This is a genomic window from Massilia sp. LC238, from assembly GCF_000735635.1.
GTDB lineage: Bacteria > Pseudomonadota > Gammaproteobacteria > Burkholderiales > Burkholderiaceae_D > Telluria > Telluria varians.
In genome coordinates, this window is the sequence record NZ_JNNN01000066.1 from 65,735 (window position 1) to 90,453 (window position 24,719).

Annotated in this window: 19 protein-coding genes; 15 read left to right on the forward strand and 4 right to left on the reverse strand. The window is 65.5% G+C overall.

Features of this window, described 5'->3' with window-relative positions:
- The first annotated feature begins 407 nt into the window (after nucleotides 1-407).
- From FG94_RS18065 to FG94_RS18075, 3 genes are all read left to right on the forward strand, one after another.
- Nucleotides 408-3,311 (forward strand): TonB-dependent receptor, encoded by a 2,904-nt coding sequence (locus tag FG94_RS18065; protein ID WP_036214449.1) that lies wholly within the window; start codon nucleotides 408-410, stop codon nucleotides 3,309-3,311.
- A 189-nt stretch (nucleotides 3,312-3,500) separates the two neighbouring features.
- The gene (locus tag FG94_RS18070; protein WP_036214450.1) at nucleotides 3,501-5,012 is read left to right on the forward strand and encodes a tryptophan halogenase family protein; all 1,512 of its coding nucleotides are present in this window, start codon (nucleotides 3,501-3,503) and stop codon (nucleotides 5,010-5,012) included.
- 155 nt (nucleotides 5,013-5,167) lie between these two features.
- Nucleotides 5,168-6,955 (forward strand): DEAD/DEAH box helicase, encoded by a 1,788-nt coding sequence (locus FG94_RS18075; RefSeq protein WP_036214451.1) that lies wholly within the window; start codon nucleotides 5,168-5,170, stop codon nucleotides 6,953-6,955.
- A gap of 42 nt (nucleotides 6,956-6,997) precedes the next feature.
- Here the strand turns inward: FG94_RS18075 and FG94_RS18080 are convergent, their stop codons facing one another.
- Nucleotides 6,998-7,864 carry an alpha/beta hydrolase gene (locus FG94_RS18080; protein WP_081926068.1) on the reverse strand — a complete coding sequence of 289 codons (867 nt, stop codon included), beginning with the start codon at nucleotides 7,862-7,864 and terminating at the stop codon, nucleotides 6,998-7,000.
- A 212-nt stretch (nucleotides 7,865-8,076) separates the two neighbouring features.
- Here FG94_RS18080 and FG94_RS18085 point away from each other — a divergent pair, with 212 nt between their 5' ends.
- The 6 genes from FG94_RS18085 (at nucleotide 8,077) to FG94_RS18110 (ending at nucleotide 17,307) form a co-directional block, all read left to right on the forward strand.
- Nucleotides 8,077-9,414, forward strand: coding sequence for an MFS transporter (locus FG94_RS18085; protein ID WP_036214453.1), 1,338 nt, complete (start codon nucleotides 8,077-8,079; stop codon nucleotides 9,412-9,414).
- Between the two features lie 91 nt (nucleotides 9,415-9,505).
- The gene (locus FG94_RS18090; RefSeq protein ID WP_036214455.1) at nucleotides 9,506-11,149 is read left to right on the forward strand and encodes an alpha-D-glucose phosphate-specific phosphoglucomutase; all 1,644 of its coding nucleotides are present in this window, start codon (nucleotides 9,506-9,508) and stop codon (nucleotides 11,147-11,149) included.
- A 25-nt stretch (nucleotides 11,150-11,174) separates the two neighbouring features.
- Nucleotides 11,175-12,854, forward strand: coding sequence for an alpha-amylase family glycosyl hydrolase (locus tag FG94_RS18095; protein ID WP_036214456.1), 1,680 nt, complete (start codon nucleotides 11,175-11,177; stop codon nucleotides 12,852-12,854).
- Between the two features lie 90 nt (nucleotides 12,855-12,944).
- Complete coding sequence (locus FG94_RS18100) at nucleotides 12,945-14,129, forward strand: PAS domain-containing sensor histidine kinase (protein ID WP_051996904.1); 1,185 nt, start codon at nucleotides 12,945-12,947, stop codon at nucleotides 14,127-14,129.
- 77 nt (nucleotides 14,130-14,206) lie between these two features.
- A complete protein-coding gene (locus tag FG94_RS18105) occupies nucleotides 14,207-15,223 on the forward strand; it encodes an alpha/beta fold hydrolase (RefSeq protein WP_152571034.1) in 1,017 nt (338 codons plus the stop codon).
- A gap of 221 nt (nucleotides 15,224-15,444) precedes the next feature.
- On the forward strand, nucleotides 15,445-17,307 hold the full coding sequence (locus FG94_RS18110) for a glucokinase (protein WP_036214458.1): 1,863 nt from the start codon (nucleotides 15,445-15,447) through the stop codon (nucleotides 17,305-17,307).
- A 324-nt stretch (nucleotides 17,308-17,631) separates the two neighbouring features.
- On the opposite strand, the gene FG94_RS18115 is transcribed toward FG94_RS18110, so the two are convergent.
- On the reverse strand, nucleotides 17,632-18,267 hold the full coding sequence (locus FG94_RS18115; protein ID WP_036214459.1) for an NAD(P)H-dependent oxidoreductase: 636 nt from the start codon (nucleotides 18,265-18,267) through the stop codon (nucleotides 17,632-17,634).
- A 120-nt stretch (nucleotides 18,268-18,387) separates the two neighbouring features.
- Nucleotides 18,388-19,488, reverse strand: coding sequence for an NADH:flavin oxidoreductase/NADH oxidase (locus tag FG94_RS18120; protein ID WP_036214461.1), 1,101 nt, complete (start codon nucleotides 19,486-19,488; stop codon nucleotides 18,388-18,390).
- Between the two features lie 190 nt (nucleotides 19,489-19,678).
- Here FG94_RS18120 and FG94_RS18125 point away from each other — a divergent pair, with 190 nt between their 5' ends.
- The 6 genes from FG94_RS18125 (at nucleotide 19,679) to FG94_RS18150 (ending at nucleotide 23,714) form a co-directional block, all read left to right on the forward strand.
- On the forward strand, nucleotides 19,679-19,978 hold the full coding sequence (locus FG94_RS18125) for a putative quinol monooxygenase (RefSeq protein ID WP_036214463.1): 300 nt from the start codon (nucleotides 19,679-19,681) through the stop codon (nucleotides 19,976-19,978).
- A 214-nt stretch (nucleotides 19,979-20,192) separates the two neighbouring features.
- A complete protein-coding gene (locus tag FG94_RS18130) occupies nucleotides 20,193-21,230 on the forward strand; it encodes an ABC transporter substrate-binding protein (RefSeq protein ID WP_036214464.1) in 1,038 nt (345 codons plus the stop codon).
- Complete coding sequence (locus FG94_RS18135; protein ID WP_051996905.1) at nucleotides 21,227-21,802, forward strand: SCO family protein; 576 nt, start codon at nucleotides 21,227-21,229, stop codon at nucleotides 21,800-21,802. Before FG94_RS18130 ends, FG94_RS18135 begins: the two co-directional genes overlap by 4 nt.
- A complete protein-coding gene (locus FG94_RS18140) occupies nucleotides 21,803-22,225 on the forward strand; it encodes a hypothetical protein (protein WP_036214466.1) in 423 nt (140 codons plus the stop codon).
- Nucleotides 22,226-22,228: 3 nt separating this feature from the next.
- Complete coding sequence (locus FG94_RS18145; RefSeq protein WP_036214468.1) at nucleotides 22,229-22,987, forward strand: ABC transporter permease; 759 nt, start codon at nucleotides 22,229-22,231, stop codon at nucleotides 22,985-22,987.
- Entirely contained in the window at nucleotides 22,977-23,714 is a 738-nt protein-coding gene (locus tag FG94_RS18150) for an ABC transporter ATP-binding protein (RefSeq protein WP_036214470.1), read from the forward strand. The genes FG94_RS18145 and FG94_RS18150 overlap by 11 nt, the downstream gene beginning before the upstream one ends.
- Before the next feature lie 225 nt (nucleotides 23,715-23,939).
- Here FG94_RS18150 and FG94_RS18155 read toward each other — a convergent pair whose 3' ends face one another.
- Entirely contained in the window at nucleotides 23,940-24,638 is a 699-nt protein-coding gene (locus FG94_RS18155; RefSeq protein WP_152571035.1) for a hypothetical protein, read from the reverse strand.
- Nucleotides 24,639-24,719 lie beyond the last annotated feature (81 nt).

The window sequence follows — 24,719 nt, forward strand, 5'->3', positions numbered from 1 at the left end:
AAATACATTGCCTGTTCGGAATCTAGTCAAAGTACAGATTCGCTTATCCGAAAATTTTTTCCTTGAGGAATTTTCTTGGTCCTCGATCACCCTGTAGCTTTCAGGTGTGCACCGACATGGTGCATCTTTCACGCCGGATGCTGCCTCAAAGTGCATTTGTAGTCCGACTACAGCGGCTTATATGCACTCTTGTAGCCCAAATACAACGGAAAAGACGTGCTGTGCTGCCGATTTTCTGAAAAACATGCCATTATCGTAGTAACAAGCAACTCCCGTTGACAGTGCATCTAGTTTTAATACAGAATCCTCGGCTGAACGTCCAAAAACGTTTGCTTGAGGCTGGCGTGCAGCTGCCTGTCGCGCTGTAGTTTCGGGAAAAAATTATTGTGTCTTTATTGAGGGGACAAATGAATATCTTCGCAACCAAGCGCGCCGGTGAGCCGGCCCGCCTTGCATTCCAGCTGAGCCCGGTTGCCGCCGGCTGCGCAGTCTTCCTGTCCGTCTTCGCGGGCAGCGCCTACGCGCAATCGACCGCGCAGGACAACACCACCACGACCACCAGCGCCACGTCGAGCGTTGCCACCCAGCCGAATTCGGCCGAGCAGGCAGCTACCGCCGCCGAGCCGGCCCCTGCGGGCGCCACCGCGAACGTCCAGCCGGGCGTCGCCACCGTGCAGGTGACCGGTATCCGCCGCGGTATCGAAGCGGCGATTTCGATCAAGAAGAATTCCACCTCGATCGTCGAGGCCGTTTCGGCCGAAGACATCGGCAAGCTGCCGGACCAGAGCGTCGCCGAATCGATCGCGCGCCTGCCGGGCGTGTCGGCCCAGCGCGGCCGCAGCTCGGGCAAGGCATCGGACATCTCGGTGCGCGGCCTGTCGCCGAGCTTCAACGGCACCCTGCTGAACGGCCGCGAAATGGCCTCGACCGGCAATGCCCGTTCGCCTGAGTTCGACCTGTTCCCGGCCGAACTGATGGGTTCCATCGTCATCTACAAGACCCCGGACGCCAGCGTCGTCGGCCAGGGCCTGGCTTCGACCATCGACCTGCGCACCGTGCAGCCGCTGGACTTCGGCAAGCGCACCGTCGCCGTCAGCTACAAGAAGAGCCGCCTCGGCGTGAAACAGCGCGACGGCCTGCCGGAAGGCGACGGCAAGCGCGCCACCCTGTCGTACATCGACCAGTTCGCGAACCGCACCATCGGCGTGGCAGTGGGCTTCACCCGCTACGAGGAAATGGGCGGCGGCCAGTCGAAGTTCAATTCCTGGGGCACCGCCGACATGACCTACAACGGCGCCACCGTCAAGGTCCCGAACGGCTTCGGCTACGACACCGAGCAGAACATGCACAACCGCGACGGCGCCTTCGCCTCGCTGCAGTACCGTCCGAACAAGAACTTCAAGTCGACCGTCGACGTGTTCTACTCGGCAGGCGAGACCGGCCTGAAGAAGACCGGTTTCGAAGCCGGCGTGGCCGGCAATGCCGGCGGCGCCTACGAGCTGCCGCACGTGCTGAGCCAGGCGACCGTGGCCAATGGCGTCGCCACCAGCGGCACCATCACCAACTGGAAGGGCGTGGTGCGTAACCACTACGAAGGCGCGGAAGACGACCTGAAGACCATCGGCTGGAACAACGAGCTGAAACTGGGCGAGTGGACCACGATGGCCGACCTGACCTGGTCGAAGGCCACCAAGCTGGGCTCGCGCTACGAAACCACCGCCGGCACCCTGCCGGGCCAGCAGGATTCGCTGCGCTACACCGGCTTCAACGGCGCCAACGTCACCGAAGTGAAGTACACCCCGGGCCTGAACTACGCCGACCGTGGCGCCGTCAAGCTGACCGACACCATGGGCTGGTCGGGCGGCGCGGCATCGCCGCAGGCCGGCTACCTCGGCCAGCCGTACGTCGAGGACGAAGTCAAGGCGCTGCGCCTGTCCGCCAAGAAGGCGGTCGAGTGGGGTCCTGTGGTCGGCACCACCTACGGCTTCAACCTCACCATGCGCGACAAGGAGCGTACCGGCCAGGACGGCCGCCTGATGATCATCGGCGGCAGCCCAACCGGCGCCGCGGACGTGCCGGGCAGCGCAGTGGCGCAAGCCGGCGCCTCGGGCTTCAACGTGGTGTCGTGGGATCCGCGCGGTTCGCTGGGCACGGTCTACGAACTGGCGCCGAAGGTCGACGCCGACATCCTGAACAAGTGGTGGGACGTCAAGGAACGCATCTGGACCGGCTACGCCATGGGCGACCTGGAAGGTGAGCTGTTCGGCCTGCCGTACCGCGGTAACGCCGGCATCCAGGCGATCTACTCGGACCAGACCGGTGGCGGCTACCAGGTCGACAGCGGCCGTTGCAAGGGCAATACCCCGACGTCCTGCCCGGGCATGCGCGTCACCGACAGCTCCACGTACTGGGATTTCCTGCCTAGCCTGAACCTGTCCTTCGACCTCAAGAACGAACAGAAGGTACGCGTCGGCCTGGCCAAGGTCGTCTCGCGCGCCAACCTGGACGACCTGCGCGCCGGCCAGAACGTCACGCTCAGCAACCAGCAGGGCGTGTCGGTCCTGACCAGCAGCGGCGGCAACCCGCAGCTCAAGCCGTTCCGCGCCAAGGCCTTCGACCTGTCGTACGAAAAGTACTTCGGCAACAAGGGTTATGTCAGCGCTGCCGTCTTCTACAAGAAGCTCGACACCTACATCTTCCGCATGGCGCGCGACTACGACTTCGCGCAGACCATTTCGCCGGAAACCACCCTGCCGCCGGGCGGCGGGACCATCGGCCGCTTCACCCAGCCGATGAACGGCGATGGCGGCAACCTGTACGGTTACGAGCTGGCGATCAACCTGCCGTTCTCGATGGCGAGCCAGTACCTGGACGGCTTCGGCGTGATGCTGAACCACTCGGATACCAAGAGCAGCATCGACCTGCCGCGCGAAGGCTTCGCCAACGTGACCGGCAGCGCGATCAGCATCCCGCTGCCGGGCCTGTCGCGCAAGGTCAGCAACCTGCGCCTGTACTACGAGAAGAACGGCTTCCAGATCGCCGCCGCGGCGCGCAAGCGTTCGAGCTTCCTGGGCCAGGTGTCGGACTACCAGGACAATGCGCAGCTGACCTTCATCAAGGGCGAGACCGTGGTCGACCTGCAGGCGTCGTATGAAATCCAGAGCGGCTGGCTGAAGGGCGTGAGCCTGTTCGCCCAGGCGCAGAACTGGAACAACGCACCGTTCCTGGAGTTCACCGACGACGAGAACAACCCGACCAACCGCGTCGACTATGGCCGTACCTACCACTTCGGCGCCAGCTACAAGTTCTAAGCTGAGCTGAACTGAGGTAAAGTAATGACCCCTGCCAGACTTTGGTCTGCCAGGGGTTGTTTTTCGTAGGGTGGGCGGGTTCCCCGCCCACGCGTTCAACGGTCGCCTGCACCCTCGCGAAATATCACCATGTAGCTATCACCGCGTGGGCGGCACAGCCGCCCACCCTACAAAACCCTGGTATCTCACATGCACACTGAACCAATCAAGGACATCGTCATCGTTGGCGGCGGCACCGCCGGCTGGATGACCGCGGCCGCGCTGTCCACCGTCCTCAACGGCCGCTACAACATCCGCCTCGTCGAATCGGACGAGATCGGCATCGTCGGCGTGGGGGAGGCGACCATCCCGATGATCCAGCGCTTCAACCGCGTGCTCGGCATCGACGAGAACGAATTCATGCGCGAGACCCAGGGCAGCTTCAAGCTGGGGATCGAGTTCGTCAACTGGGGCAAGCTCGGCGACCGCTACATGCACGGCTTCGGGCGCCTCGGCCAGGACCTGGCCACGCTGCCCTTCGACCAGTACTGGAACAAGATGCGCCGCGCGGGCAAGGCCGCGCCGCTCGAGGAATACTCGATCACGCGCATGGCGTCGAAAGCCAACAAGTTCATGCCGCCGCGCTTCGACGTGCCGAATTCGCCGCTGCGCGACATCGGCTACGCCTACCACTTCGACGCCAGCCTGTACGCGAAATTCCTGCGCAAGCTGTCGGAGTCGCGCGGCGTGGTGCGCATCGAAGGCAAGATCACGCGCGCGACGCTGCGCGAGCCGGACGGCCACGTCGACGCGGTCGAGCTGGAAAACGGCACCCGCGTGGAAGGGGAGCTGTTCATCGACTGCTCGGGCTTCCGCGGCCTGCTGATCGAACAGACCCTGCAGACCGGCTACGAGGACTGGACCCACTGGCTGCCGGCCGACCGCGCGCTGGCCGTGCCCTGCGAATCGGCGCCCGTCATCACGCCGTATACCCGTTCGACCGCCCACAAGTCGGGCTGGCAGTGGCGCATTCCGCTGCAGCACCGCACCGGCAACGGCCACGTGTACTGCAGCCGCTTCATCAGCGACGACGAGGCCGCGGCTACCTTGCTGGCCAACCTGGACGGCCGCGCGCTGGCCGAGCCGCGCCTGATCCGCTTCCAGACCGGCATGCGCAAGCTGGCGTGGAACCGCAACGTGGTGGCCCTGGGCCTGGCCAGCGGCTTCCTCGAGCCCCTGGAGTCGACCAGCATCCACCTGATCCAGTCCGGCATCCAGCGCCTGCTCGACTTCTTCCCGGACCGCGGCTGGAGCGCGATCGACCGCGACGAATACAACCGCCAGTCGCGCTTCGACTACGAGCGCATCCGCGACTTCATCATCCTGCACTACCACCTGAACCAGCGCACCGATTCGGCATACTGGAAGGAGTGCGCGAACATGGCGATTCCCGACACGCTGCGCCACAAGATGGCCATGTACCGCTCGCACGGCCGCGTGGTCCGGGTCGACAACGAGCTGTTCTCGGAAGTCGGCTGGATCCAGGTCTTCGAAGGGCAGAACATGCCGATCGACGGCTACCACCCGCTGGCCGACGCGCAGTCGGACCAGGACATTGCCGAGTACCTGGAGAGCGTGCGCGAAGTGATCGCCAAGTGCGTCGACGTCATGCCGTCGCATAACGACTACATTGCCAGGATGTGCGCGGCCAGGAAAATGTAGCGCTTACCCTGTATCATTCGCGGCCCCATGCGTGAAGGCGCATGGGGCCGCCGTTTTTTCCACTTGGTAAAAAACAGCCCCGTTCCAAATAGTGCCCGCCCTCGCTGCGCGAGAGAGTAAACTGCGGCTTCAGTATCAACTTTGAAAGTTTTGCCATGTCTGACACCCCCCTCCCGAACTTTGCCGACCTCGACCTCTCCGCGCCCGTATTGAAGGCGCTGAAGGACGTCGGCTACGAAACGCCATCGCCGATCCAGGCCGCGACCATTCCGCTGCTGCTGGCCAACCGTGACGTGCTCGGGCAGGCCCAGACCGGCACCGGCAAGACCGCCGCTTTCGCGCTGCCGATCCTGTCGCGCATCGACATCAAGCAGGCCACGCCCCAGGCGCTGGTGCTGGCGCCGACGCGCGAGCTGGCGATCCAGGTGGCCGAAGCCTTCCAGAGCTACGCCGCCCACATCAAGGGCTTCCACGTGCTGCCGATCTACGGCGGCCAGAGCTACGGCCCGCAGCTGTCGGCCCTGCGCCGCGGCGTGCACGTGGTCGTGGCCACCCCGGGCCGCGTGATCGACCACATCGAAAAGGGTTCGCTCGACCTGTCCCAGCTGAAAACGCTGGTGCTGGACGAAGCGGACGAGATGCTGCGCATGGGCTTCATCGACGACGTCGAGCACATCCTGCAGCAGACCCCGCCGGAGCGCCAGACCACGCTGTTCTCGGCCACCATGCCGCCGGCGATCAAGCGCATCGCCAAGACCTACCTGCGCGATCCGCAGGAAATCACGGTCGCCGCCAAGACCGGCACCGCCGCCAACATCACCCAGCGCTACTGGCTGGTGGCGGGCATGCAGAAGCTCGATGCGCTGACCCGCATCCTGGAAGCGGAACCCTTCGATGGCATGATCGTGTTCGCGCGCACCAAGCTCGGCACCGAAGAGCTGGCGACCAAGCTGCAGGCGCGCGGCTTCGCCGCCGTCGCCATCAACGGCGACATGGCCCAGCAGGCGCGCGAACGCACCATTGAGCAGCTCAAGAACGGCAAGATCGACATCCTGGTGGCGACCGACGTCGCCGCCCGCGGCCTCGACGTCGAGCGCATCAGCCACGTGGTCAACTACGACGTGCCCTCGGACCCGGAGAGCTACACCCACCGCATCGGCCGTACCGGCCGCGCCGGCCGCAGCGGCGAGGCGATCCTGTTCATCACGCCGCGCGAGCGCGGCCTGCTGAAGGCGATCGAGCGCGCCACGCGCCAGCCGGTGGCGCCGCTGCAGCTGCCGACCGTGAAGGCGGTCAACGACGTGCGCATCGCGAAATTCAAGGAGCAGATCGCCAGCACGCTGGCCGAAGGCGGGCTGGAAGTGTTCCGTTCGCTGATCGAAGAGTACGAGCGCGAACAGAACGTGCCGGCGGTGGACATCGCCGCCGCCCTGGCCAAGCTGGCGCGCGGCGACCAGCCGCTGCTGCTGGAAAAGCCGGACCGCGAGGCGCGTCCGGAGCGCGCCGACTTCGTGCCGCGCGAGCAAGTTGCGTGGGAAGACCGTCCTGGACAGGCACGTCCGGCGCGTCCTGTGCGTGAACCGCGCGAACCGGCATTCAAGAAGGAGCGCGTGGTGCGCGAAGCGGAACCGGGCATGGCGACCTTCCGCATCGAGGTCGGCCACCAGCACGGCGTCAAGCCGGGCAATATCGTCGGCGCCATCGCCAACGAGGCCGACATGCCGGCCAAGTACATGGGCCGCATCGAGATCTACGACGACTACAGCACCATCGACCTGCCGGACGACATGACGCAGGAACTGATCGACCACCTCAAGACCGTGTGGGTGGCCGGCCAGCAGCTGAACATGACGCGCGACGGGCTGGAAGCGCCGATCACCGCGGCGCCGAAGAAGAAGTTCTTCAAGAAGGACGCGGGCAAGAAGCCGCATCGCAAGGGCTGAGATTGATCGTACCGTGGGCGGCATCGCCGTTCACGGTATGTATCACGTCTTATCCGGCGCAAACATCCACAGCAGCGCCTCGCGCAACTCTCCCGCCCAGAACGCCTCGTTGTGCTCCGCCCCCGGCACGATCTTCAAGACCGTGTTGGCCGCCGGATGCCCGGTCTTCTTCACCACCTCCGCCATGCGCTTGACGTCCGCATTCATCTGTGGTCCTTCCTTCTCGCCCATCAGCAGGAACACGCGCGCATCCTTGGGCACCGGTTTGGCGGCCACGAAATCGAAGGAGGGCTGCGCGGTCCAGTAGGCCGGCGAGAACACGCCCGCCTTGCTGAATACCTGCGGGTACTGCACCAGCGCGTAGTGCGAGGCCAGGCCGCCCATCGAGCTGCCCATGATCGCGGTGTGCTCGCGACCGGGCAGGGTGCGGTACTGCTTGTCGATCATCGGCTTGACGGTCTTGACGATGAAGTCGGTGTATGCGCGGCCTTCGCCCTTGCCGATCCGCTCGTTGTCCCAGGCGTTCAGCTCCGTCATGCGCTTGTCCTGGCCGTTGTCGATCCCGACCACGATCATTTCCAGCTTGCCTTCCCGGGCCAGCGCGTCCAGGGTTTCGTCCACCTTCCATTCGCCGGCGTAGGCGGTGGCCTCGTCGAACAGGTTCTGGCCGTCGTGCATGTACAGCACCGGATAGCGCTTGTTCGAGGTCGCATAGCCCGGCGGCAGGTAGAGGCGCAGCTGGCGCTTGCGTTCCAGTCCCGGCATCGCGAGCGGCTCGCCCAGCAGGCTCACGCCGGCAGAAGCGGTCGAGGCTTTCGCACTGTCGGCAGGCTTGTCGGCGGCGAACGCCGGAGCGCCGACGGCGGCGGCCAGCAGGAGGGAAAGGAGGGTAGGGCGAAACAAGGGCATGGCGTAGTCTCCTTGGTCAATTATTCTGTTGTTTGACTACAGAGTGCACGCTCTGGCGCCCTCTGTTGTGTCGATTCTACTATGACAGCTCTTCGATTGACACTCAGAAATCGCCATGTTATTTTGCTACAGCTACCTGTAGGTCGGCCTGCTGTGGGCTGCCTGCATCACACGAGAGCCCGCTCAGGTCCGGGCCGTCATTGGGGACACACATGGATATGCAAACCGCGGCCATCAAGCCGCGCCTGTCGTTCTGGCAGCTCTGGAACATGAGCTTCGGCTTCTTCGGCATCCAGTTCGGCTTCGCACTGCAGAACGCCAACACCAGCCGCATCTTTTCGACGCTGGGCGCCGACCCCGATAACCTGGCCCTGTACTGGCTGGCCGCGCCGGTGACGGGCCTGCTGGTGCAGCCGATCATCGGCTACCTGAGCGACAACACCTGGCACCCGAAATGGGGCCGCCGCCGCCCCTTCTTCTTCATCGGCGCCGTGCTGGCCGCCATCGCGTTGTTCCTGATGCCGAACTCCGCCGCGCTGTGGATGGCCGTGGCCGTGCTGTGGATGATGGACGCCGCCATCAACGTCTCAATGGAGCCGTTCCGCGCCTTCGTCGGCGACAAGCTGGACGCCTCGCAACAGACCGCGGGCTATGCGATGCAGACCTTCTTCATCGGCTGCGGCGCGGTGATCGCATCCCTGCTGCCGGTGTTCTTCGAATCGATGGGCGTGTCCAACGAAGCGGTGGGCGGGATGATTCCCGAGACTGTGCGCTATTCCTTCTATGCCGGCGGCGCCATCTTCTTCCTGGCCGTGCTGTGGACCGTGGTGAGCGCCGACGAACTGCCGCCGCCCGACATGGACGCCTTCAACGCCGAGCGCAAGCATTCCCGCAGCGTTGGCGTGGCCGTCAAGGAGATCCTCGGCGGCTTCGCCAAGATGCCGAAGACCATGGTGCAGCTGGCCTTCGTGCAGTTCTTCACCTGGATCGCGCTGTTCGCGATGTGGATCTACACCGGCTCGGCGATCGCCGACAACGTCTGGGGCACCACCGATGCGCAATCCTCGAACTTCCAGGCTGCCGGCAGTTTTGTGGGCGTGATGTTCGCGGTGTACAGCGGGGTGTCGGCGCTGGCCGCCTTCCTGCTGCCGGTGTTCGCGCGGGCTACCAGCCGCAAGACCGTGCACGCCACCTGCCTGGCGGTCGGCGGCCTGAGCCTGGCCAGCCTGGTCCTGATCACCGACAAGAACATGCTGATGCTGCCGATGATCGGCGTCGGCCTGGCCTGGGCCTCGATCCTGACCATGCCCTACGCGATCCTGGCGGGCTCGCTGCCGGCCAAGCGCATGGGTTACTTCATGGGCCTGTTCAACTTCTTCGTCGTGATCCCGCAGATCGTCAGCGGCCTGCTGCTGGGCGGCGTGACCAAGCACTTCTTCGGCGGCCACACCGTCATGACGGTGGCGCTGGGCGGCGCCAGCATGCTGCTCGCGGCCGTGCTGACCCTGTTCGTGACCGACCGCGCAGCCCCGGTCAAGGCCGCAATCTAATTCTTGCGCCAGTGATTCCGCGCCTGTCGTATCGTAACGTTTTATCAACATCAGTGAATGTTGCAATTCGTTATAACGACAGGAGCGAAGCATGACCATCCAGACCGTCCCGACCATGCCGTTCGCCGGACAGCGGCCCGGCACCTCGGGCCTGCGCAAGAAGGTGACCGAGTTCCAGCAAGCCGGCTACCTCGAGAATTTTGTTGAAGCAATCTTCCTGACCCTGGGCGAGGGCCCGGAGCGCACCCTGGTCGTCGGCGGCGACGGCCGCTATTTCAACCGCGAAGCGATCCAGACCATCCTGCGCATGGCGGCCGCCCACGGCATCGCCCGCTGCCTGGTGGGGCGCGGCGGCATCCTGTCCACCCCGGCGGTGAGCTGCGTGATCCGCAAGCACGGCGCCTTCGGCGGCATCGTGCTCTCGGCCAGCCACAATCCCGGCGGCCCGGACGGCGACTTCGGCATCAAGTACAACATCGAGAACGGCGGCCCGGCGCCCGAGAAGATCACCGAGGCGATCTTCGCCCACACCCAGGCGGTGAGGTCCTACCGCATCAGCGACGCCGCCGCGGTCGACCTCGACCAGCCGGGCCGCACCCGGTTGGAAAACATGGTGGTCGAGGTCATCGACCCGGTGGCCGACTACAGCGAGCTGATGGCGCGCCTGTTCGACTTCGAGGCGATCCGCGCGCTGTTCGGCCAAAGTTTCCGGATGCGCTTCGACGCCATGCACGCGGTCTCCGGTCCCTACGCGAAAGCCATCATCGAAGGCATGCTGGGCGCCCCAAGCGGCACGGTGGTGAACTGCGACCCGCTGGAGGACTTCGGCGGCGGCCATCCGGACCCGAACCCGGTGAATGCCGCCGACCTGATCGCCCATATGGACGGCCCTGACGCGCCGGACTTCGGCGCCGCGTCGGATGGCGACGGCGACCGCAACATGATCGTCGGCCGCGGCCTGGCGGTGACGCCTTCGGACAGCCTGGCCATCATCGCCGCCAACGCCACCGTGGCGCCGGGCTACGCCAAGGGCATCACCGGCATCGCGCGCTCGATGCCCACCTCGCAGGCGGCCGACCGTGTCGCGGATGCGCTGGGCATCTCCTGCTTCGAGACCCCGACCGGCTGGAAGTACTTCGGCAACCTGATGGACGCCAACCTGGTCACGCTGTGCGGCGAAGAAAGCTACGGCACCGGTTCGCACCACATCCGCGAGAAGGACGGCCTGTGGGCCGTGCTGTTCTGGCTGAACCTGCTGGCCGCGCGCAAGGATTCGGCAAATGCGTCCGTGAACGAGATCGTGCGCGAACACTGGGCCCGCTTCGGCCGCAACTACTATTCGCGCCACGACTACGAAGCGGTCGACGCCGCCGCCGCGGACAGCCTGATGGCGGCCCTGCGCGCGAAGCTGCCGGACCTGGCCGGCCAGACGCTGGGGAGCTTCCGCGTCGCCGAGGCCGACGACTTCGTCTACCACGACCCGGTCGACGGTTCGGTGGCGACACGCCAGGGCATCCGCATCATCATGGCGGACGGCTCGCGCATCGTGTTCCTCCTGTCCGGCACCGGCACCGAAGGCGCGACCATCCGCCTCTACCTCGAACGCTACGAGGCCGACCCCGCCCGCCACGAACTCGATACCCAAGACGCTCTCTCCGAACTGATCGCCATCGCCGACAGCGTGGCGGAACTGCGCCAGCGCACCGGCCGGGAGCGCCCGACCGTGATTACCTGACCCACCACCAACCACAGGAACCCGCATGAAACTTCCCGTCCTTGCCGCCTCCATGCTGCTCGCCTTTGGCGTCGCTACCCAGGCAGCCGCACAGACCACCGCCAGCCAGCCGGCCGGCAAGCCCTTCGTCTGGGAGAACGCCACCGTCTACTTCCTGCTGACGGACCGCTTCAACAACGGCGACAAGGCGAACGACCTGGCGTACGGCCGCAAGGCCGACGCCGCCAAGCTGCGCGGTTTCATGGGTGGCGACCTGGCCGGCATCACGGCCAAGATCAAGGACGGCTACTTCAAGGAGCTCGGCGTGAACGCGATCTGGCTCACGCCTCCGGTCGAGCAGATCCACGGGCCGACCGACGAGGGCACGGGCCTGTCCTATGGCTTCCACGGCTACTGGGCCAAGGACTTCACCGCCGTGGATGCCAACCTGGGCACCGAGAAGGACTTCCGCAGCTTTGTCGAGACCGCGCACGCCAACGGCATCCGCGTGATCCTCGACGTGGTGATGAACCATACCGGCCCGGTCACCGCGCAGGACCCGGTCTGGCCCAAGGACTGGGTGCGCACGGGGCCGAAGTGCACCTACAAGGATGCGCCGACCACGGTCGATTGCACGCTGGTGGACAACCTGCCGGACTTCCTCACCAATAGCAATGCCAACGTGGCGCTGCCGCCGCACCTGGTGGCAAAGTGGAAGAAGGAAGGGCGCTACGAGCGCGAGGTGAAGGAGCTGGACGACTTCTTCAAGCGCACCGGCTATCCACGCGCACCGCGCTACTATCTCATCAAGTGGCATGCCGACTGGGTGCGCAAGTACGGCGTGGACGGCTTCCGCGCCGACACCGTCAAGCACACCGAGCCGGGCGTGTGGAAGGAACTCAAGCGAGAAGCCAGCCTGGCTTATGAAGAATGGAAGCGCGCAAACCCGTCCAAGCGCCTCGGCAACCTGCCTTTCTTCATGACCTCGGAGGTCTACAACTATTCGATCCACCACGGCCGCAGCTTCGACATGGGCGGCAATGTCAAGGTCGACTGGCTTGCCAACGGCTTCGACAACATGATCAACTTCAGCATGAAGTCCGACGCGGCCAAGGGCTACGAACAGCTGTTCTCGGATTATTCGAAGGCGCTGCATGGTCCGATGAAGGGCTATGGGGTGCTGAACTACCTCAGCTCGCACGACGACGGCAGCCCCTTCGACCCGGCGCGCCAGCGCCCGATCGAGTCGGCCAACAAGCTGCTGCTAGCGCCGGGCGCCGCCCAGATCTACTACGGCGACGAGACCGCGCGCCTGCTCGACATCGAAGGCGCCGAAGGCGACGCCAAGCTGCGCTCCTTCATGAACTGGGACGAACTGGCAGCGAATGCACAGCGCGGCGCCCACCGGGTGGCCGAGGTACGCGAGCACTGGGCCAAGCTGGGCCGCTTCCGCGCCGCCCACCCAGCCGTCGGCGCCGGCGTGCACCAGATGCTGGCCTCCAGCCCCTACACCTTCAAGCGCACCTGGCAGAAGGATGGCGTGACCGACCGCGTGGTGGTCGCGCTCGACCTGCCGAAGGACAAGGCGGTGCCGATTTCGGTCGCGGGCGTGTTCAACGACGGCCAGACGGTGCGCGACTGGTACTCGGGCAAAACCGCGGTAGTGACTGGCGGCAAGGTGCAGTTCCCGGCGGCAGCGCCGGTCGCCCTGATCGCGCAGGACTGAGCCGCCGTGCCACAAGCCGCCACGGCCATGCCGTGCGCGGCTTGCGGCCCGATACAATGGTGTCCGAGACAATAAAACGATGACGTCGACATGACCGACACCGGATCCCTGTATTGGAAGCGCGAAGACGCCGGCGCGCTGCACACCCTGCTGCTGGAAAAGACCCGCCAGTACGGCATCATGTTCTACGATGCCGAGCTGCGCATCACGGGCTGGAACTCGGGCGCCGAGTTCATCACCGGCTGGACGGCGCCCGAGGTGCTGGGCCAGCCCACCGCCATGCTGTTCGTTCCCGAAGACCGCGCGCAAAGGCTCGACGAGCACGAAGCCAATACGGCCGCCCTGGTCGGGGTCGGCGAGGACGAGCGCTGGCACTTGCGGCGCGACGGCTCCTGGTTCTGGTCGAGCGGCGTCAGCCTGCCGCTGCACCGCGAAGCAGGGCGGGTGACGGGCTTCGTCAAGATCTTCCGCGACGCCACCCACCTGCGCGTGCGCACCCGCTATCTCGAGAACGAACTGAAGGCTTCCAGCGAACGTGAATCCAGGCGCGACGTCTTCCTGGGGACCATCGCGCACGAGATGCGCAATCCGCTGTCGCCGCTCAAGACGGCGGTCCAGCTGATGCGCATGCAGGCGGGCGACGCCGCCGCCATGGAGCGGCCCCTGCAGGTGATGGAGCGCCAGCTCGGCCTGCTCGAGCGCCTGGTCGAAGACCTGGTCGACGTCGCCCGGGTCAGTACAGGAAAGATGAGCATCAACTACGAGCCGGTCGAATACCAGGCCCTGCTGAACGACGCGGTGGACGGCTGCGCCACCGCCGCGCAGTTCAAGGGGATCGCGATCCACCGCAGCTTTCCGCCCCTGCCGATCGAGGTCGAGGTGGACGCGCGCCGGATGCAGCAGGTCTTCGTCAACCTGCTCAACAACGCGGTCAAGTTCACCCCGCAGGGAGGTGACGTGTGGCTGACGGCCACCGTCGACCAGACCCACTTCATCTGCTACCTGAAGGACAGCGGCAAGGGCATCGAGCCGGAGATGCTGCCCAGGATCTTCGACGTCTTCACCCAGGCCGAGAGCGGGCGCGCCGACCGCGGCGCCGGGTTGGGCATCGGCCTGGCGCTGGTGAAAGAGATCGTCGCGCTGCACCAGGGCACGGTCGAGGTGCGCAGCGAAGGGGCGGGCAAGGGCAGCGAATTCACGGTGCGCATTCCATTGCGCCGGCCGGACGCGGAACAGGGCCGGCGCGAGCAGCCGGAACTGCCCGGCAAGCCCTGAGACCTTAAGGCGGATGTCAGGTTCGCGTCTTGTGTTTCCGCTACTCTTGCCCTTCCGTTAACCGAGCCTATTCCATCATGCCTGTACTGACACGCTTGTCCGGCGCGCTGCTGTGCGCCGCATTCACCCTTGCGCTGCCCGTCGCCGCCCAGCCTGCCGCCGAGCCGGCCTATGGCCCCGAGCTGGAAGGCTTCGACTATCCTTATCCGGTCCAGCGCTACCAATTCACCTCGCAGGGCGTGAAGCTACAGATGGCCTACATGGACGTCAAGCCAGCCAAGCCGAACGGCCGCACGGTGGTGCTCATGCACGGCAAGAACTTCTGCGGCGCGACCTGGGAAGGCACGATCAAGGAGCTGAGCGGGGCCGGCTACCGCGTGGTGGCGCCCGACCAGGTGGGCTTCTGCAAGTCCACCAAGCCCGCCCACTACCAGTACAGCTTCCAGCAGCTGGCGCAGAACACGCATGCGCTGCTCGCATCGATCGGCGTGAAGAACGCCATCGTCATGGGTCACTCGACGGGCGGCATGCTGGCGGTGCGCTACGGCCTGATGTACCCGCAGCAGTCCGAGCAACTGGTGCTGGTCAACCCGATCGGCCTGGAAGACTGGAAGGCCGTGGGCGTGCCTTCGCTGGGCGTGGACAAGTGGTACGAGCGCGAGCTGCAGACCACGGCCGAGCGCATCCGCAACTACGAGAAATCGACCTATTACGTGAACACCTGGAAGCCGGAATACGAGCCCTGGGTGCAGATGCTGGCCGGGATGTACCGCGGGCCGGGCAAGCAGATCGTCGCCTGGAACTCGGCGCTGCTGTACGACATGATCTACACGCAGCCGGTGGTGTATGAGTTCCCGCATTTGAGCATGCCGGTGCTGCTGCTGATCGGGCTGAAGGACAGCACCGCGATCGGCAAGGATGTCGCGCCGGCGGAGATCCGCCCGAAGCTCGGCAATTATCCGGAACTGGCGAAGCAGACCGCGAAGAGCATTCCGAAGGCGACCTTGGTCAGTTTCCCGGACATGGGGCATGCGCCGCAGATGCAGGATCCGGCGCGCTTCCACCGTGAGCTGCTGAAGGGCCTGGTGCGCTGAAACGGACGCTGTTTAGCGTAGGGTGGGCGGCTTTGCCGCCCACGCGGTGATAGTTTGCAGCAAGATCATCGCGCCCGGCATCGGAGCCGATAACAATCACCGCGTGGGCGGGAGACCCGCCCACCCTACGGTACATCGTAGCAGCAGACGTATTCTTGCTTTTCGTTCAATGGTATCCTAAGGCGATCCGGGGCCGAGGTCCCGCCAAGCCCTGAATCGCGATGACTGTTGAACCCGATACCGAACTGAAACCCTCCCGCGCCGCTTTCGCCGACGGTCCGCGCCTGCTCGCGGACATCGGCGCCACCCATGCGCGCTTCGGGCTCGAGACCGCGCCCGGCGTGCTGCGCCAGGTGTCGGTGCTGCTCTGCGACGACTACAGCGGCATCGTGCCGCTGCTGCACGCCTACCTGGCCCAGACCGGCGGGGTGCGCATCAACCACGCCGCGTTTGCCCTGGCCAACCCGATCAGCGGCGACTACATCCGCATGACCAACCGCGACTGGGAGTTCTCGACCGACGAGGTGCGCCGCACGCTCGGCCTGTCGACGCTCCTGATCGTGAACGACTTCACGGCGCTGGCGATGGCCTTGCCGGGCTTCGAGCCGAAAGACCTGATGCAGGTCGGCGGCGGCGCCCCGCAAAGCCACGCGGTGGCCGGCGTGCTCGGGCCGGGCACCGGCCTGGGCGTGTCGGGCGTGATCCCGACCATCGACGGTTTCGTCACCCTGGGCAGCGAGGGCGGCCACGTCAACTTCGCCCCGGCCGACGAACGCGAGTTCGCGATCCTGCAGCACGCCTGGCAGGAATGGCCGCACGTGTCGAACGAGCGCCTGATCTCGGGCCCCGGCATCGAGCTGATGTATCGGGCGCTGGCCAAGCGCAACAAGGTCGAGGCGCCGGCGCGCAGCACCGCCGACATCGTCAGCGGCGCGCTCGACGACAAGGACGCCCTGTGCCTGGAAGTGCTGGAAACCTTCGCCGGCATGCTGGGCGGCGCAGCGGCGAACCTGGCGGTGACGCTCGGCGCTTTCGGGGGCATCTTCATCGGCGGCGGCATCGTGCCGCGCATCGCCGAATGGTTCGCCACGTCGCCGTTCCGCGCCCGCTTTGAAGCCAAGGGCCGCTTCACCAACTACATCGCCCAGATCCCGACCTATGTGATCATGACGCCCAACCCGGCTCTGCACGGGGTATCGGCGATCCTGTCCGAGCATCTGCGCGGCCGCAGCGGCGCCAACACCCTGATGGACCGGGTGCAGCAGCTGCGCCACGAACTCTCGCCGGCCGAGCAGCGCGTGGCCGCCCTGGTGCTGGAACATCCGCGCAAGGTGCTGTCCGAGCCGATCGCCGAGATCGCGCGCCTGGCGGATGTGAGCCAGCCGACCGTGATCCGCTTCTGCCGCTCGCTCGGCTTCCAGGGCCTGGCCGAATTCAAGCTCAAGTTCGCCGGCAGCCTGACCGGCACCATCCCGGTGCGCCACAGCCAGGTGCGCATGAGCGACAGCACCCACGACCTGTCGGCGAAAGTCATCGACAACACCGTGTCGGCGATCCTGAAGTTCCGCGACCAGCTCGACGTGCACGCGATCGACCGCGCCATCGAACTGCTGCGCCGCGCGCGCCGCGTCGAGTTCTACGCGATGGGCAATGCGCGCGCGGTGGCGCTGGATGGCCAGCACAAGTTCTTCCGCTTCCGCATCCCGGCCGCGCTGTACGGCGACTCGCACCTGTTCACCCTGGCCGCCGGCCTGCTGGGACCGGGCGACGTGGTGATCGCGATCTCCACCGGCGGCCAGCTGCCGGAGCTGCTCGAGGCCGTGGACACGGCCCGTGCCGTAGGAGCGGACGTCATCGCCATCACCAGCAGCAAGTCGCAGCTGGCGAAGAAGTCGACCGTCTGCCTGGCGGTGGACCACAGCGAGGACAGCACGACCTTCCTGTCGATGATTTCGCGCATCCTGCAGCTGCTCCTGATCGACATCATGTCGGTCGGGATCTCGCTCGGCAACCACAACGGCCATGGCGAAGCGGGCGAGGGCGACGCGGAGCGCCGGCTCCTGATTTCGCACCTCGATATGTAGAACGCCTGGCAAAACCTGTTGCTTATCCTGGCAGCAACATGCTCGTGCACTGAGTCATACCGACCGTCCGCTATCGGCGGCCGGTTGCAGACGTTCAGGTAGGTCCGAAACTGGCCAGAGGCGTAATGCCGGTCACTTAAGAGTTGCTGAGTCGATTGTAGGGTGGGCGGGTCTCCCGCCCACGCGGTCAAATCACGGTGCTGCTGCCCGTGCGGTTCCTCAAATCTTAACTATCACCGCGTGGGCGGGGAACCCGCCCACCCTACGGTCTTCGCTAACTGACCGGCATTAGCCAGAGGCGGACCGTTGGTGGCAGAACCAGAATCAGTCGATCTCGCTCACGAACTGCCCCAGCGGGCGGCGCACCTTCGGCAGGTCGACCAGCCAATCCTGCTCGGCCTTGCGGTAACCCAGCGGCAGCATGACCGCGCTGCGCAGGCCGCGCTCGCCCAGGTTCAGGATGCGGTCGACGGCGGCCGGATCGAAGCCTTCCATCGGCGTGCAATCGACTTCCTCGAAGGCGGCCGCGATGATCGCCGCACCGAAGCCGATGTAGGCCTGGCGCGCAGCATGTTCGAAGTTCACCTGCGCGCCGCGGCCCGGGTAGGTCGACAGCAGTTGCTGGCGGTAGGCTTCCCAGCCTTCGTTACGGAAACCGCGCACCTCATTGGTGAGGTCGAACATGTGGTTGATGCGCTCGGGCGTATAGTCGTCCCAAGCGGCAAACACCAGCAAGTGCGAAGCGTCGACCACCTGCGCCTGGTTCCAGGCGACTTCGCGGATCTGGGCGCGCAGCGCCGGATTGTTCACGATCAGGATTTCATAAGGCTGCAGGCCGGACGACGTCGGCGCCAGGCGGGCGGCTTCGATAATGCGGTCGAGCTTATCCTTCGGCACCTTGCGAGTCGGGTCCATTGCCTTGGTTGCATAGCGCCATTTCAGTTTGTTGAGCAATTCCATGTGGATGTCCATTTCAAATAAAAGCTGCGTGATTGTATTTTTTAGACGGGTAAACTTTGCCGAATCGAGCATGCTCCGACGCCTGTCGTCAACGAATGCCGGCCCGGTGTTGGTTCTGTCTTACTTCTGCATGCTGTAACGCTCGAGCCAGTGCGCATACGGCGCCGGCAGCACCCAGGTTGGACGCTCCACGCCCAGCTCCTTGGCCGCCTGCAGCGGGTAGTGCGGATTGGCCAGGTGGGCGCGGCCGACCATTACCAGGTCCAGCTGCTCGTCGGCCACGGCGCGTTCCGCCAGGTGCGGGCCGTCGAAGCCCCAGGCCGAAGCGACCGGGATGCCGGCCTGTTCACGCACGCGCTTCGCCACCGGGCCCAGGAAGGCCGGGCCCCAGGGAATATTCACGTCCGGAATGGTGAAATTGATGCTGACGCTCAGCATGTCCAGACCGCGCTGGCGCATCATGCGGATCAGTTCGATCGACTCGTTCAGGGTGTCTTCGTCCTTACCGTCGTATTCGATGACGCCGAGGCGCGCGGTCAGCGGCAGGTTCGCCGGCCAGACTTCGCGCACGGCTTCCAGGGTCTCGAGCAGGAAGCGGCTGCGGCCGGTGAAATCGCCCCCATACTGGTCGGTGCGCTGGTTCGAGTGCGGCGAGAAGAAGCTCTGGCCCAGGTAACCGTGCGCAAAGTGCAGTTCCAGCCATTCGAAGCCGGCATCGCGCGCGCGGCAGGCAGCGTCGATAAAACTGGCCTTGACGCGGGCGATGTCGTCGAGGGTCATTTCCTTCGGCACTTTCGGCAGGTGGTTACCGAAGGCAATCGCCGACGGAGCGATGGTATCCCAGCCATAGGCATCTTCCGACGGAATGTGATCGTCGCCTTCCCACGGACGGTTGGCGCTGGCCTTGCGGCCGGCGTGGCCGATCTGGATGCCGGCGACCGCACCGGCGGCCTTGATACGGGTGGCGATATGGGCCATGCCCTCGACCTGTGCATCATTCCAAAGGCCGGCGCAGCCTGGCGTGATACGGCCTTCCGGCGAGACCGCGGTCGCTTCCACGATCACCAGGCCGGCACCGCCGCGGGCGATGCCAGCGTAGTGGGTCTGGTGCCATTCGTTGACGAAGCCATCGTTGGCGCGGTACTGGCACATGGGCGGCACTGCAATGCGGTTGCGCGGAGTAACGTCTTTCAGGGTAAACGGGGTAAATAAGGCTGACATGGTTCTTTCGTATTCAAAACGTGGGTCAAGCCGCGGTCTACGCCGCGGCGGGCGGCCAGTATAGAAGGAACGTCCGGAACCTGCTGGTGAGCCCAACATTCTGGGCGCTGCGGCATTCGTCCCGCGTCGGTGACCGGCCTGCCTTGAACACTGTGATAATCTTGTTGATTGCTCACTTACAGGGACCATCATGACCTTGCCTGTCGTCGCTATTTTTGTTGCCAAACCCGGCTTTGAAGAAAAGCTGGAAACCCTTTTCCGCAGCGTTGTCGAACCGACGCTGCGTGAGGAAGGGTGCATCAGTTATCAGGTGAACCGCGACATGGGGAATCCACGTCGTTTCGTCTTTACCGAGGAATGGCGCAGTCAGGCCGATCTCGACCGGCATCTCGCAACGCCGCATCTGAAGAGGCTGTCCGAGCAAGTGCCGGAGTGCATCGAATCGAGCGATGTGCTTCTGTTGGCGAAGCTTGCTGGCGGTGCGGTATAAGCTTGCCCAACAAGGTGTGAATTTCTACGATCCAGGACATCGCCAGCAATCTGTTCGGGAGGTCTGCTGCCGGCTGCGCATTCAATCGGTGCGCGCTACCGCGTGGAGTCACGCCAAAGGCTCGGTCAATGGCGGTATTCAGGAGCGGAAGAAGGTTGTTCCAGGTTAATACAGTGCTAGAATTGGCCACCCACTCGATTTTGGAAGCGTTTCCATGCATGAGCATTCCCCGCGCCGGCGCCAGCTGCTAGGCGGCGCCTTGTCCCTGCCGCTGGTAGGCATGGGCTGTGGCGCGAGCGCGGCGCCGGCCGCGTCAAGCGCCGCCCGGCCGCTGCAGGTCGGCGGCCTGCCGGTCACCTGCAACCTGACGCTGCCGATCGCCTGCAAGGCGCGCGCCGTCAACGACGGCAAGCCGGATGCGCACTTCACCGCTTTCGAATACAACAAGTTCTCGGGCTGGCCGGAGATCAAGGAATCCCTGATGACGGGCCGCATCCAGGCGGCCTACATGCTGGCGCCCCTGGTCATGGACCTGACCGACTGGCGCATCCCGCTGAAGATCGTCTCGCTCGGACACCGCTCGGGCGCCGTGATCATGGTGCGCACCGATTCGCCCTACCGCAAGTTCTCCGACCTGCGCGGCAAGAGCATCGCGATCCCGAGCCGCTTCGCCGTCGACTACCTGTTCCTGCGCAGGATGCTGGCGCGCGAGGGCATGTCGGCCAAGGACGTGCAGATCATCGAGATGGCCCCACCCGACATGCCGGCCGCGCTGTATGCCGGCGCCGTGGACGGCTACTGCACCGGCGAGCCTTTCGGCGCCGCGGCCCAGCGCGCCGGCTATGCGCGCCCGCTGTCGATGACGCGCAACGAGTGGCGCAACTACATCTGCTGCGTGCTGACGGTGCGCGAGGAACTCATCCGGACCGACCGTCCGCTGGTGCAGGACCTGGTGAACTACGTGCAGGCCGCCGGCAACTGGCTCGACGCCGGGCCCGCCAACCGCGACAAGGCCGCCTTGATCGCGTCGAACCGCAAGTTCTTCAACCAGGACCCCAACATCATCCGCTTCGTCATGCAGAACCCGAGCGACCGCGTGACCTACGGCGACCTGCGCATGCTGCGCGCCGAATTCGACGAGCTGATGCAGCTCTCGGTGCAGGCCGGCACGCTCAAGCGCCCGGTACGCTACGAGCAGTACGTGGACGAGAGTTTTGTCAGGAACATCCGGCCGGTGAAGGTGGCCTTGTGAAGCACGTCTTTTTCGCAGCCTTGCTGCTGTGCGCCGCAGCCGTCCAGGCGGCGCCGGCCCTCAAGTCCGGTACCTTCTCGCCTGCGCGTGTGGCTCCGGAAATCGCCCAGAAGGCTGCCGACGGCAGCGACTTCCGCCTGTCCGCGCTGCGTGGCAAGGTGGTGGTGCTGGAGTTCGGCTTCACCCATTGCCCGGCCGTGTGCCCGGCCTCGCTGGCCATGCTGGCCCAGGCGCGCCAGAAACTGGGGCCGCATGCCGACCGGCTGCAGGTGGTGTTCATCTCGGTCGACCCGGAACGCGACACGCCGGCGCGCCTCAAATCCTACCTGGCCCAGTTCGACAAGAGTTTCATCGGCCTGACCGGCACGCCCGAACAGATGGCGGCGATCCGCAAGGACTACGGCATCACGGCCACGAAGTTCGCCGCTCCCGCCGGCCAGAGCGGCTACCAGATGGGACACTCGTCCTACCTCTATTTCATCGACAAGAAAGGCATGCTGCGCGCGCTGATGCCCTTCGGCCGTCCGGCCGACGAGATGGTGCACGACGTGAACGTGCTGGCGGCCGAGTAGATGAAGGCGCGTATCGGTATCGCCCTGATCGTGGCCCTCCTGGCGGGGACCTTGGCCTGGGCCGCGTTCGCCCCCTTGCAGGCGTCCTCGCGCGACCAGCTGTTCGAGATCCCGAAGGGCACCTGGGAGCGCCGCATGAAGGGCGACAAGACCAGCGTCCTGCCGGAGCGCATCACGCTCACCCTGGGCGTGCGCGACGTGCTCCTGCTGCGCAACAACGACACGGTGCCGCAGGTCTTCGGTCCGGTCCTGATCATGCCGGGCCAGGACTTTCGCCTGCCGTTCGCGCAGCTTGGGGAACACCCTTTCGACTGCACCGCGCACGCCAGCGGCACGATGACGGTCGTGGTCGACCCGGCGCCCGGCGCCGGCCTGGCGCGCCTGAAGTGGCGCCTGGACTCCCTCCTGAACCGCAATGGGTAAGCAATGGATAGACTGAACAGGATATGGCCTCCGCTGCTCGTGATCGCCGCCATCGTGGCGATCTGGTGGATCGTGGTCGAGCAAAGCGGCAGCCTGATCTTCCCGACCCCGGGACAGGTGGCGGCCGGCACCATGGAACTGGCGCGCAACGGCACGCTGTGGGAGCACATCGGCGCCTCGCTGCTGCGGGTGGCCACCGGCTTCCTGATCGCGGTGCTGGTCGCGCTGCCGCTCGGCCTGTGGGTGGGGCGCGTCGATGCGGCCTACCGCACACTCAACCCGGTATTCCAGATCCTGCGCCCGATCTCGCCGATCGCCTGGATCCCGATCGCGATCCTGTGGTTCGGCGTGGGCGACATGGCGCCGGTCTTCCTGATCTTCCTGGCCTCGGTGTTCCCGATGATCCTGCAGACCGCCGCCGGCGTGCACGCCATCGACGGGCGCTACCTGCGCGCGGCCGAGAACTTCGGCGTGCCGCGCGCCAAGCTGTACCGCCAGGTGATCGTGCCGGCCGTGCTGCCCGAGATCCTCACCGGCATGCGCATCGGCCTCGGGGTCGCCTGGCTGGTGGTGGTGGCCGCCGAGATGATCGTGCGCAGCTCGGGACTGGGCTACCTGATCATGGATTCGCGCAATGCCGGCAACCGCTACGACCTGGTGGTGGCGGCAATGATCATCATCGGCCTGATCGGCCTGGGCCTGGACGTCCTGATGCGCCGGCTCGAAGGACTCAGGGGAGTGAGGTGGCGTTATGGACGCTAGGACGGCAAAGATCGAGATTCGCGGCCTGAAGCGCAGCTTCAAGGCCCTGCAAGTCGTGGGCGGCATCGACCTGGCGGTGGCGCCGGGAGAGTTCGTGGCCATCGTCGGCCCGTCCGGCTGCGGCAAGTCCACCCTCATGAAGCTGCTGGCCGGCTTCGAGCATCCGGACAGCGGCGCCGTCAGCATCGACGGCGTGCCGGTCACCCGGCCCTCGCCGAACGCCATCGTCATCTCGCAGCACGGTTCGGTGTTCCCCTGGCTAACGGTGCGCGAGAACCTGATGTTCGGCCTGTCCGGCAAGGACAATGCGGCCAAGGTGGCCACCGCCGACCACTACGCGGAGATGGTGGGCTTGAAGGGCTTCGAGAAGTCCTACCCGCACGAGCTGTCGGGCGGCATGTTGAAGCGCGTGGAGATCGCGCGGGCGCTGGCGGTGAAACCCGACATCCTGCTGATGGACGAGCCTTTCTCGGCGCTCGACGCGCTGACGGCGCTGAAGATGCGCAACGAACTGCTGCGCGTGCTGCGCGAAGAACGCCACACGGTCATCCTGATCACGCACGACGTCGAAGAGGCGATCTACCTGGCCGACCGGGTGGTGGTGCTGTCGCCGCGCCCGACCACGATCCAGTCGGTGTTCCCGATCGCGCAGCCGCATCCGCGCAAGGTGTCGCAACCCGAACTGCAGCAGACCAAGGACGCGATCCTGACCCAGCTCGGCTTGTAGTCTGCCGGCAGCATCAGGGTCGGCGTCAGCGCGTCAGGGTCACGCGTCATGCGTCAGGGTCATGCGTCAGGGTCAGGTCTGACATTCGGACACGAACCCTGCTGTTACTGCTATTACTGCTGTTACTTTAATGGGCCAACTTGGGCCAGTGGCCGGCAATACTTATTTATTGTCGAGGCCGTGTCTGAATGTCAGACCTGACCCCGGGGGGAAAAGTTATTTGTCTCAGTCTCTTGCCGTACGCCACTCCTGCCGCTTGGCGGGCTCCTCGGGCCCCGGGCAATTGGTCAGCCTGATCTTGCCGTGCATCTCGATCATCTCGACGTTGGTGGCCGCTGAGCGCTCGGTGATGCAATAGGTGCGGCGGCCGGTAATCACGCGCGTGCGGCGTGCGCCATCGCCGGTGTTGTTCACCAGTTCCTCCACCTTCGGCGCTTCCCACAGGCGCGGCGGCGCCAGTGCGTGGGCCTGCTCCATGCCCCTGCGCATGCGCAGCTCCGGGCTGTCCGGCGGGGCGGCGATGAGCGGCTTGTTCTCCTTGCGCAGTGCGCGGTCGATGCTGCCGACGCTGCGCCGTGCGTTCTCCAGGATGCTGGCGGCGTTCGGCCTGGCGGGCGTTTCTGGCGCATCCTCGACAATGGCGGCGGGTGCTTCTGCCGGTGCGGAAGGCGCCGGCAGGGCTACGGCGGGCGCGGAACGGGCAGGGCGGCCGGCCGCTTGACGCTGCGCCTGGGGCGCCGCGTCAGGCGGGGTCTTTGGTGTCGGCTCCGGCGCCAGGAGCGGCAATTCGATCCACTGCATCGACGGGCTTTCCGCTTCGGCCTCCGGCGGCGGCAGCGTGCGCGCCACCTGCCAGCCCAGGACCAGGGCCGCGTGGACCAGCACGGTGGCCAGGATGCCGGCCAGGCGGCGATCGCTCGTCATCGGCATGCGGGGCGGGAATGCAGGGGAAAGCAGGAAGCTGGCCATGGCTGGGCAGTATAGCGAAGCTGACCTGACGGAAAG

Coding starts and splice junctions, on each gene's coding strand:
- FG94_RS18065 (WP_036214449.1), top strand. CDS start 408: ATGAATATCTTCGCAACCAAGCGCGCCGGTGAGCCGGCCCGCCTTGCA.
- FG94_RS18070 (WP_036214450.1), top strand. CDS start 3,501: ATGCACACTGAACCAATCAAGGACATCGTCATCGTTGGCGGCGGCACC.
- FG94_RS18075 (WP_036214451.1), top strand. CDS start 5,168: ATGTCTGACACCCCCCTCCCGAACTTTGCCGACCTCGACCTCTCCGCG.
- FG94_RS18080 (WP_081926068.1), bottom strand. CDS start 7,864: ATGCCCTTGTTTCGCCCTACCCTCCTTTCCCTCCTGCTGGCCGCCGCC.
- FG94_RS18085 (WP_036214453.1), top strand. CDS start 8,077: ATGGATATGCAAACCGCGGCCATCAAGCCGCGCCTGTCGTTCTGGCAG.
- FG94_RS18090 (WP_036214455.1), top strand. CDS start 9,506: ATGACCATCCAGACCGTCCCGACCATGCCGTTCGCCGGACAGCGGCCC.
- FG94_RS18095 (WP_036214456.1), top strand. CDS start 11,175: ATGAAACTTCCCGTCCTTGCCGCCTCCATGCTGCTCGCCTTTGGCGTC.
- FG94_RS18100 (WP_051996904.1), top strand. CDS start 12,945: ATGACCGACACCGGATCCCTGTATTGGAAGCGCGAAGACGCCGGCGCG.
- FG94_RS18105 (WP_152571034.1), top strand. CDS start 14,207: ATGCCTGTACTGACACGCTTGTCCGGCGCGCTGCTGTGCGCCGCATTC.
- FG94_RS18110 (WP_036214458.1), top strand. CDS start 15,445: ATGACTGTTGAACCCGATACCGAACTGAAACCCTCCCGCGCCGCTTTC.
- FG94_RS18115 (WP_036214459.1), bottom strand. CDS start 18,267: ATGGAATTGCTCAACAAACTGAAATGGCGCTATGCAACCAAGGCAATG.
- FG94_RS18120 (WP_036214461.1), bottom strand. CDS start 19,488: ATGTCAGCCTTATTTACCCCGTTTACCCTGAAAGACGTTACTCCGCGC.
- FG94_RS18125 (WP_036214463.1), top strand. CDS start 19,679: ATGACCTTGCCTGTCGTCGCTATTTTTGTTGCCAAACCCGGCTTTGAA.
- FG94_RS18130 (WP_036214464.1), top strand. CDS start 20,193: ATGCATGAGCATTCCCCGCGCCGGCGCCAGCTGCTAGGCGGCGCCTTG.
- FG94_RS18140 (WP_036214466.1), top strand. CDS start 21,803: ATGAAGGCGCGTATCGGTATCGCCCTGATCGTGGCCCTCCTGGCGGGG.
- FG94_RS18145 (WP_036214468.1), top strand. CDS start 22,229: ATGGATAGACTGAACAGGATATGGCCTCCGCTGCTCGTGATCGCCGCC.
- FG94_RS18150 (WP_036214470.1), top strand. CDS start 22,977: ATGGACGCTAGGACGGCAAAGATCGAGATTCGCGGCCTGAAGCGCAGC.
- FG94_RS18155 (WP_152571035.1), bottom strand. CDS start 24,638: ATGACGAGCGATCGCCGCCTGGCCGGCATCCTGGCCACCGTGCTGGTC.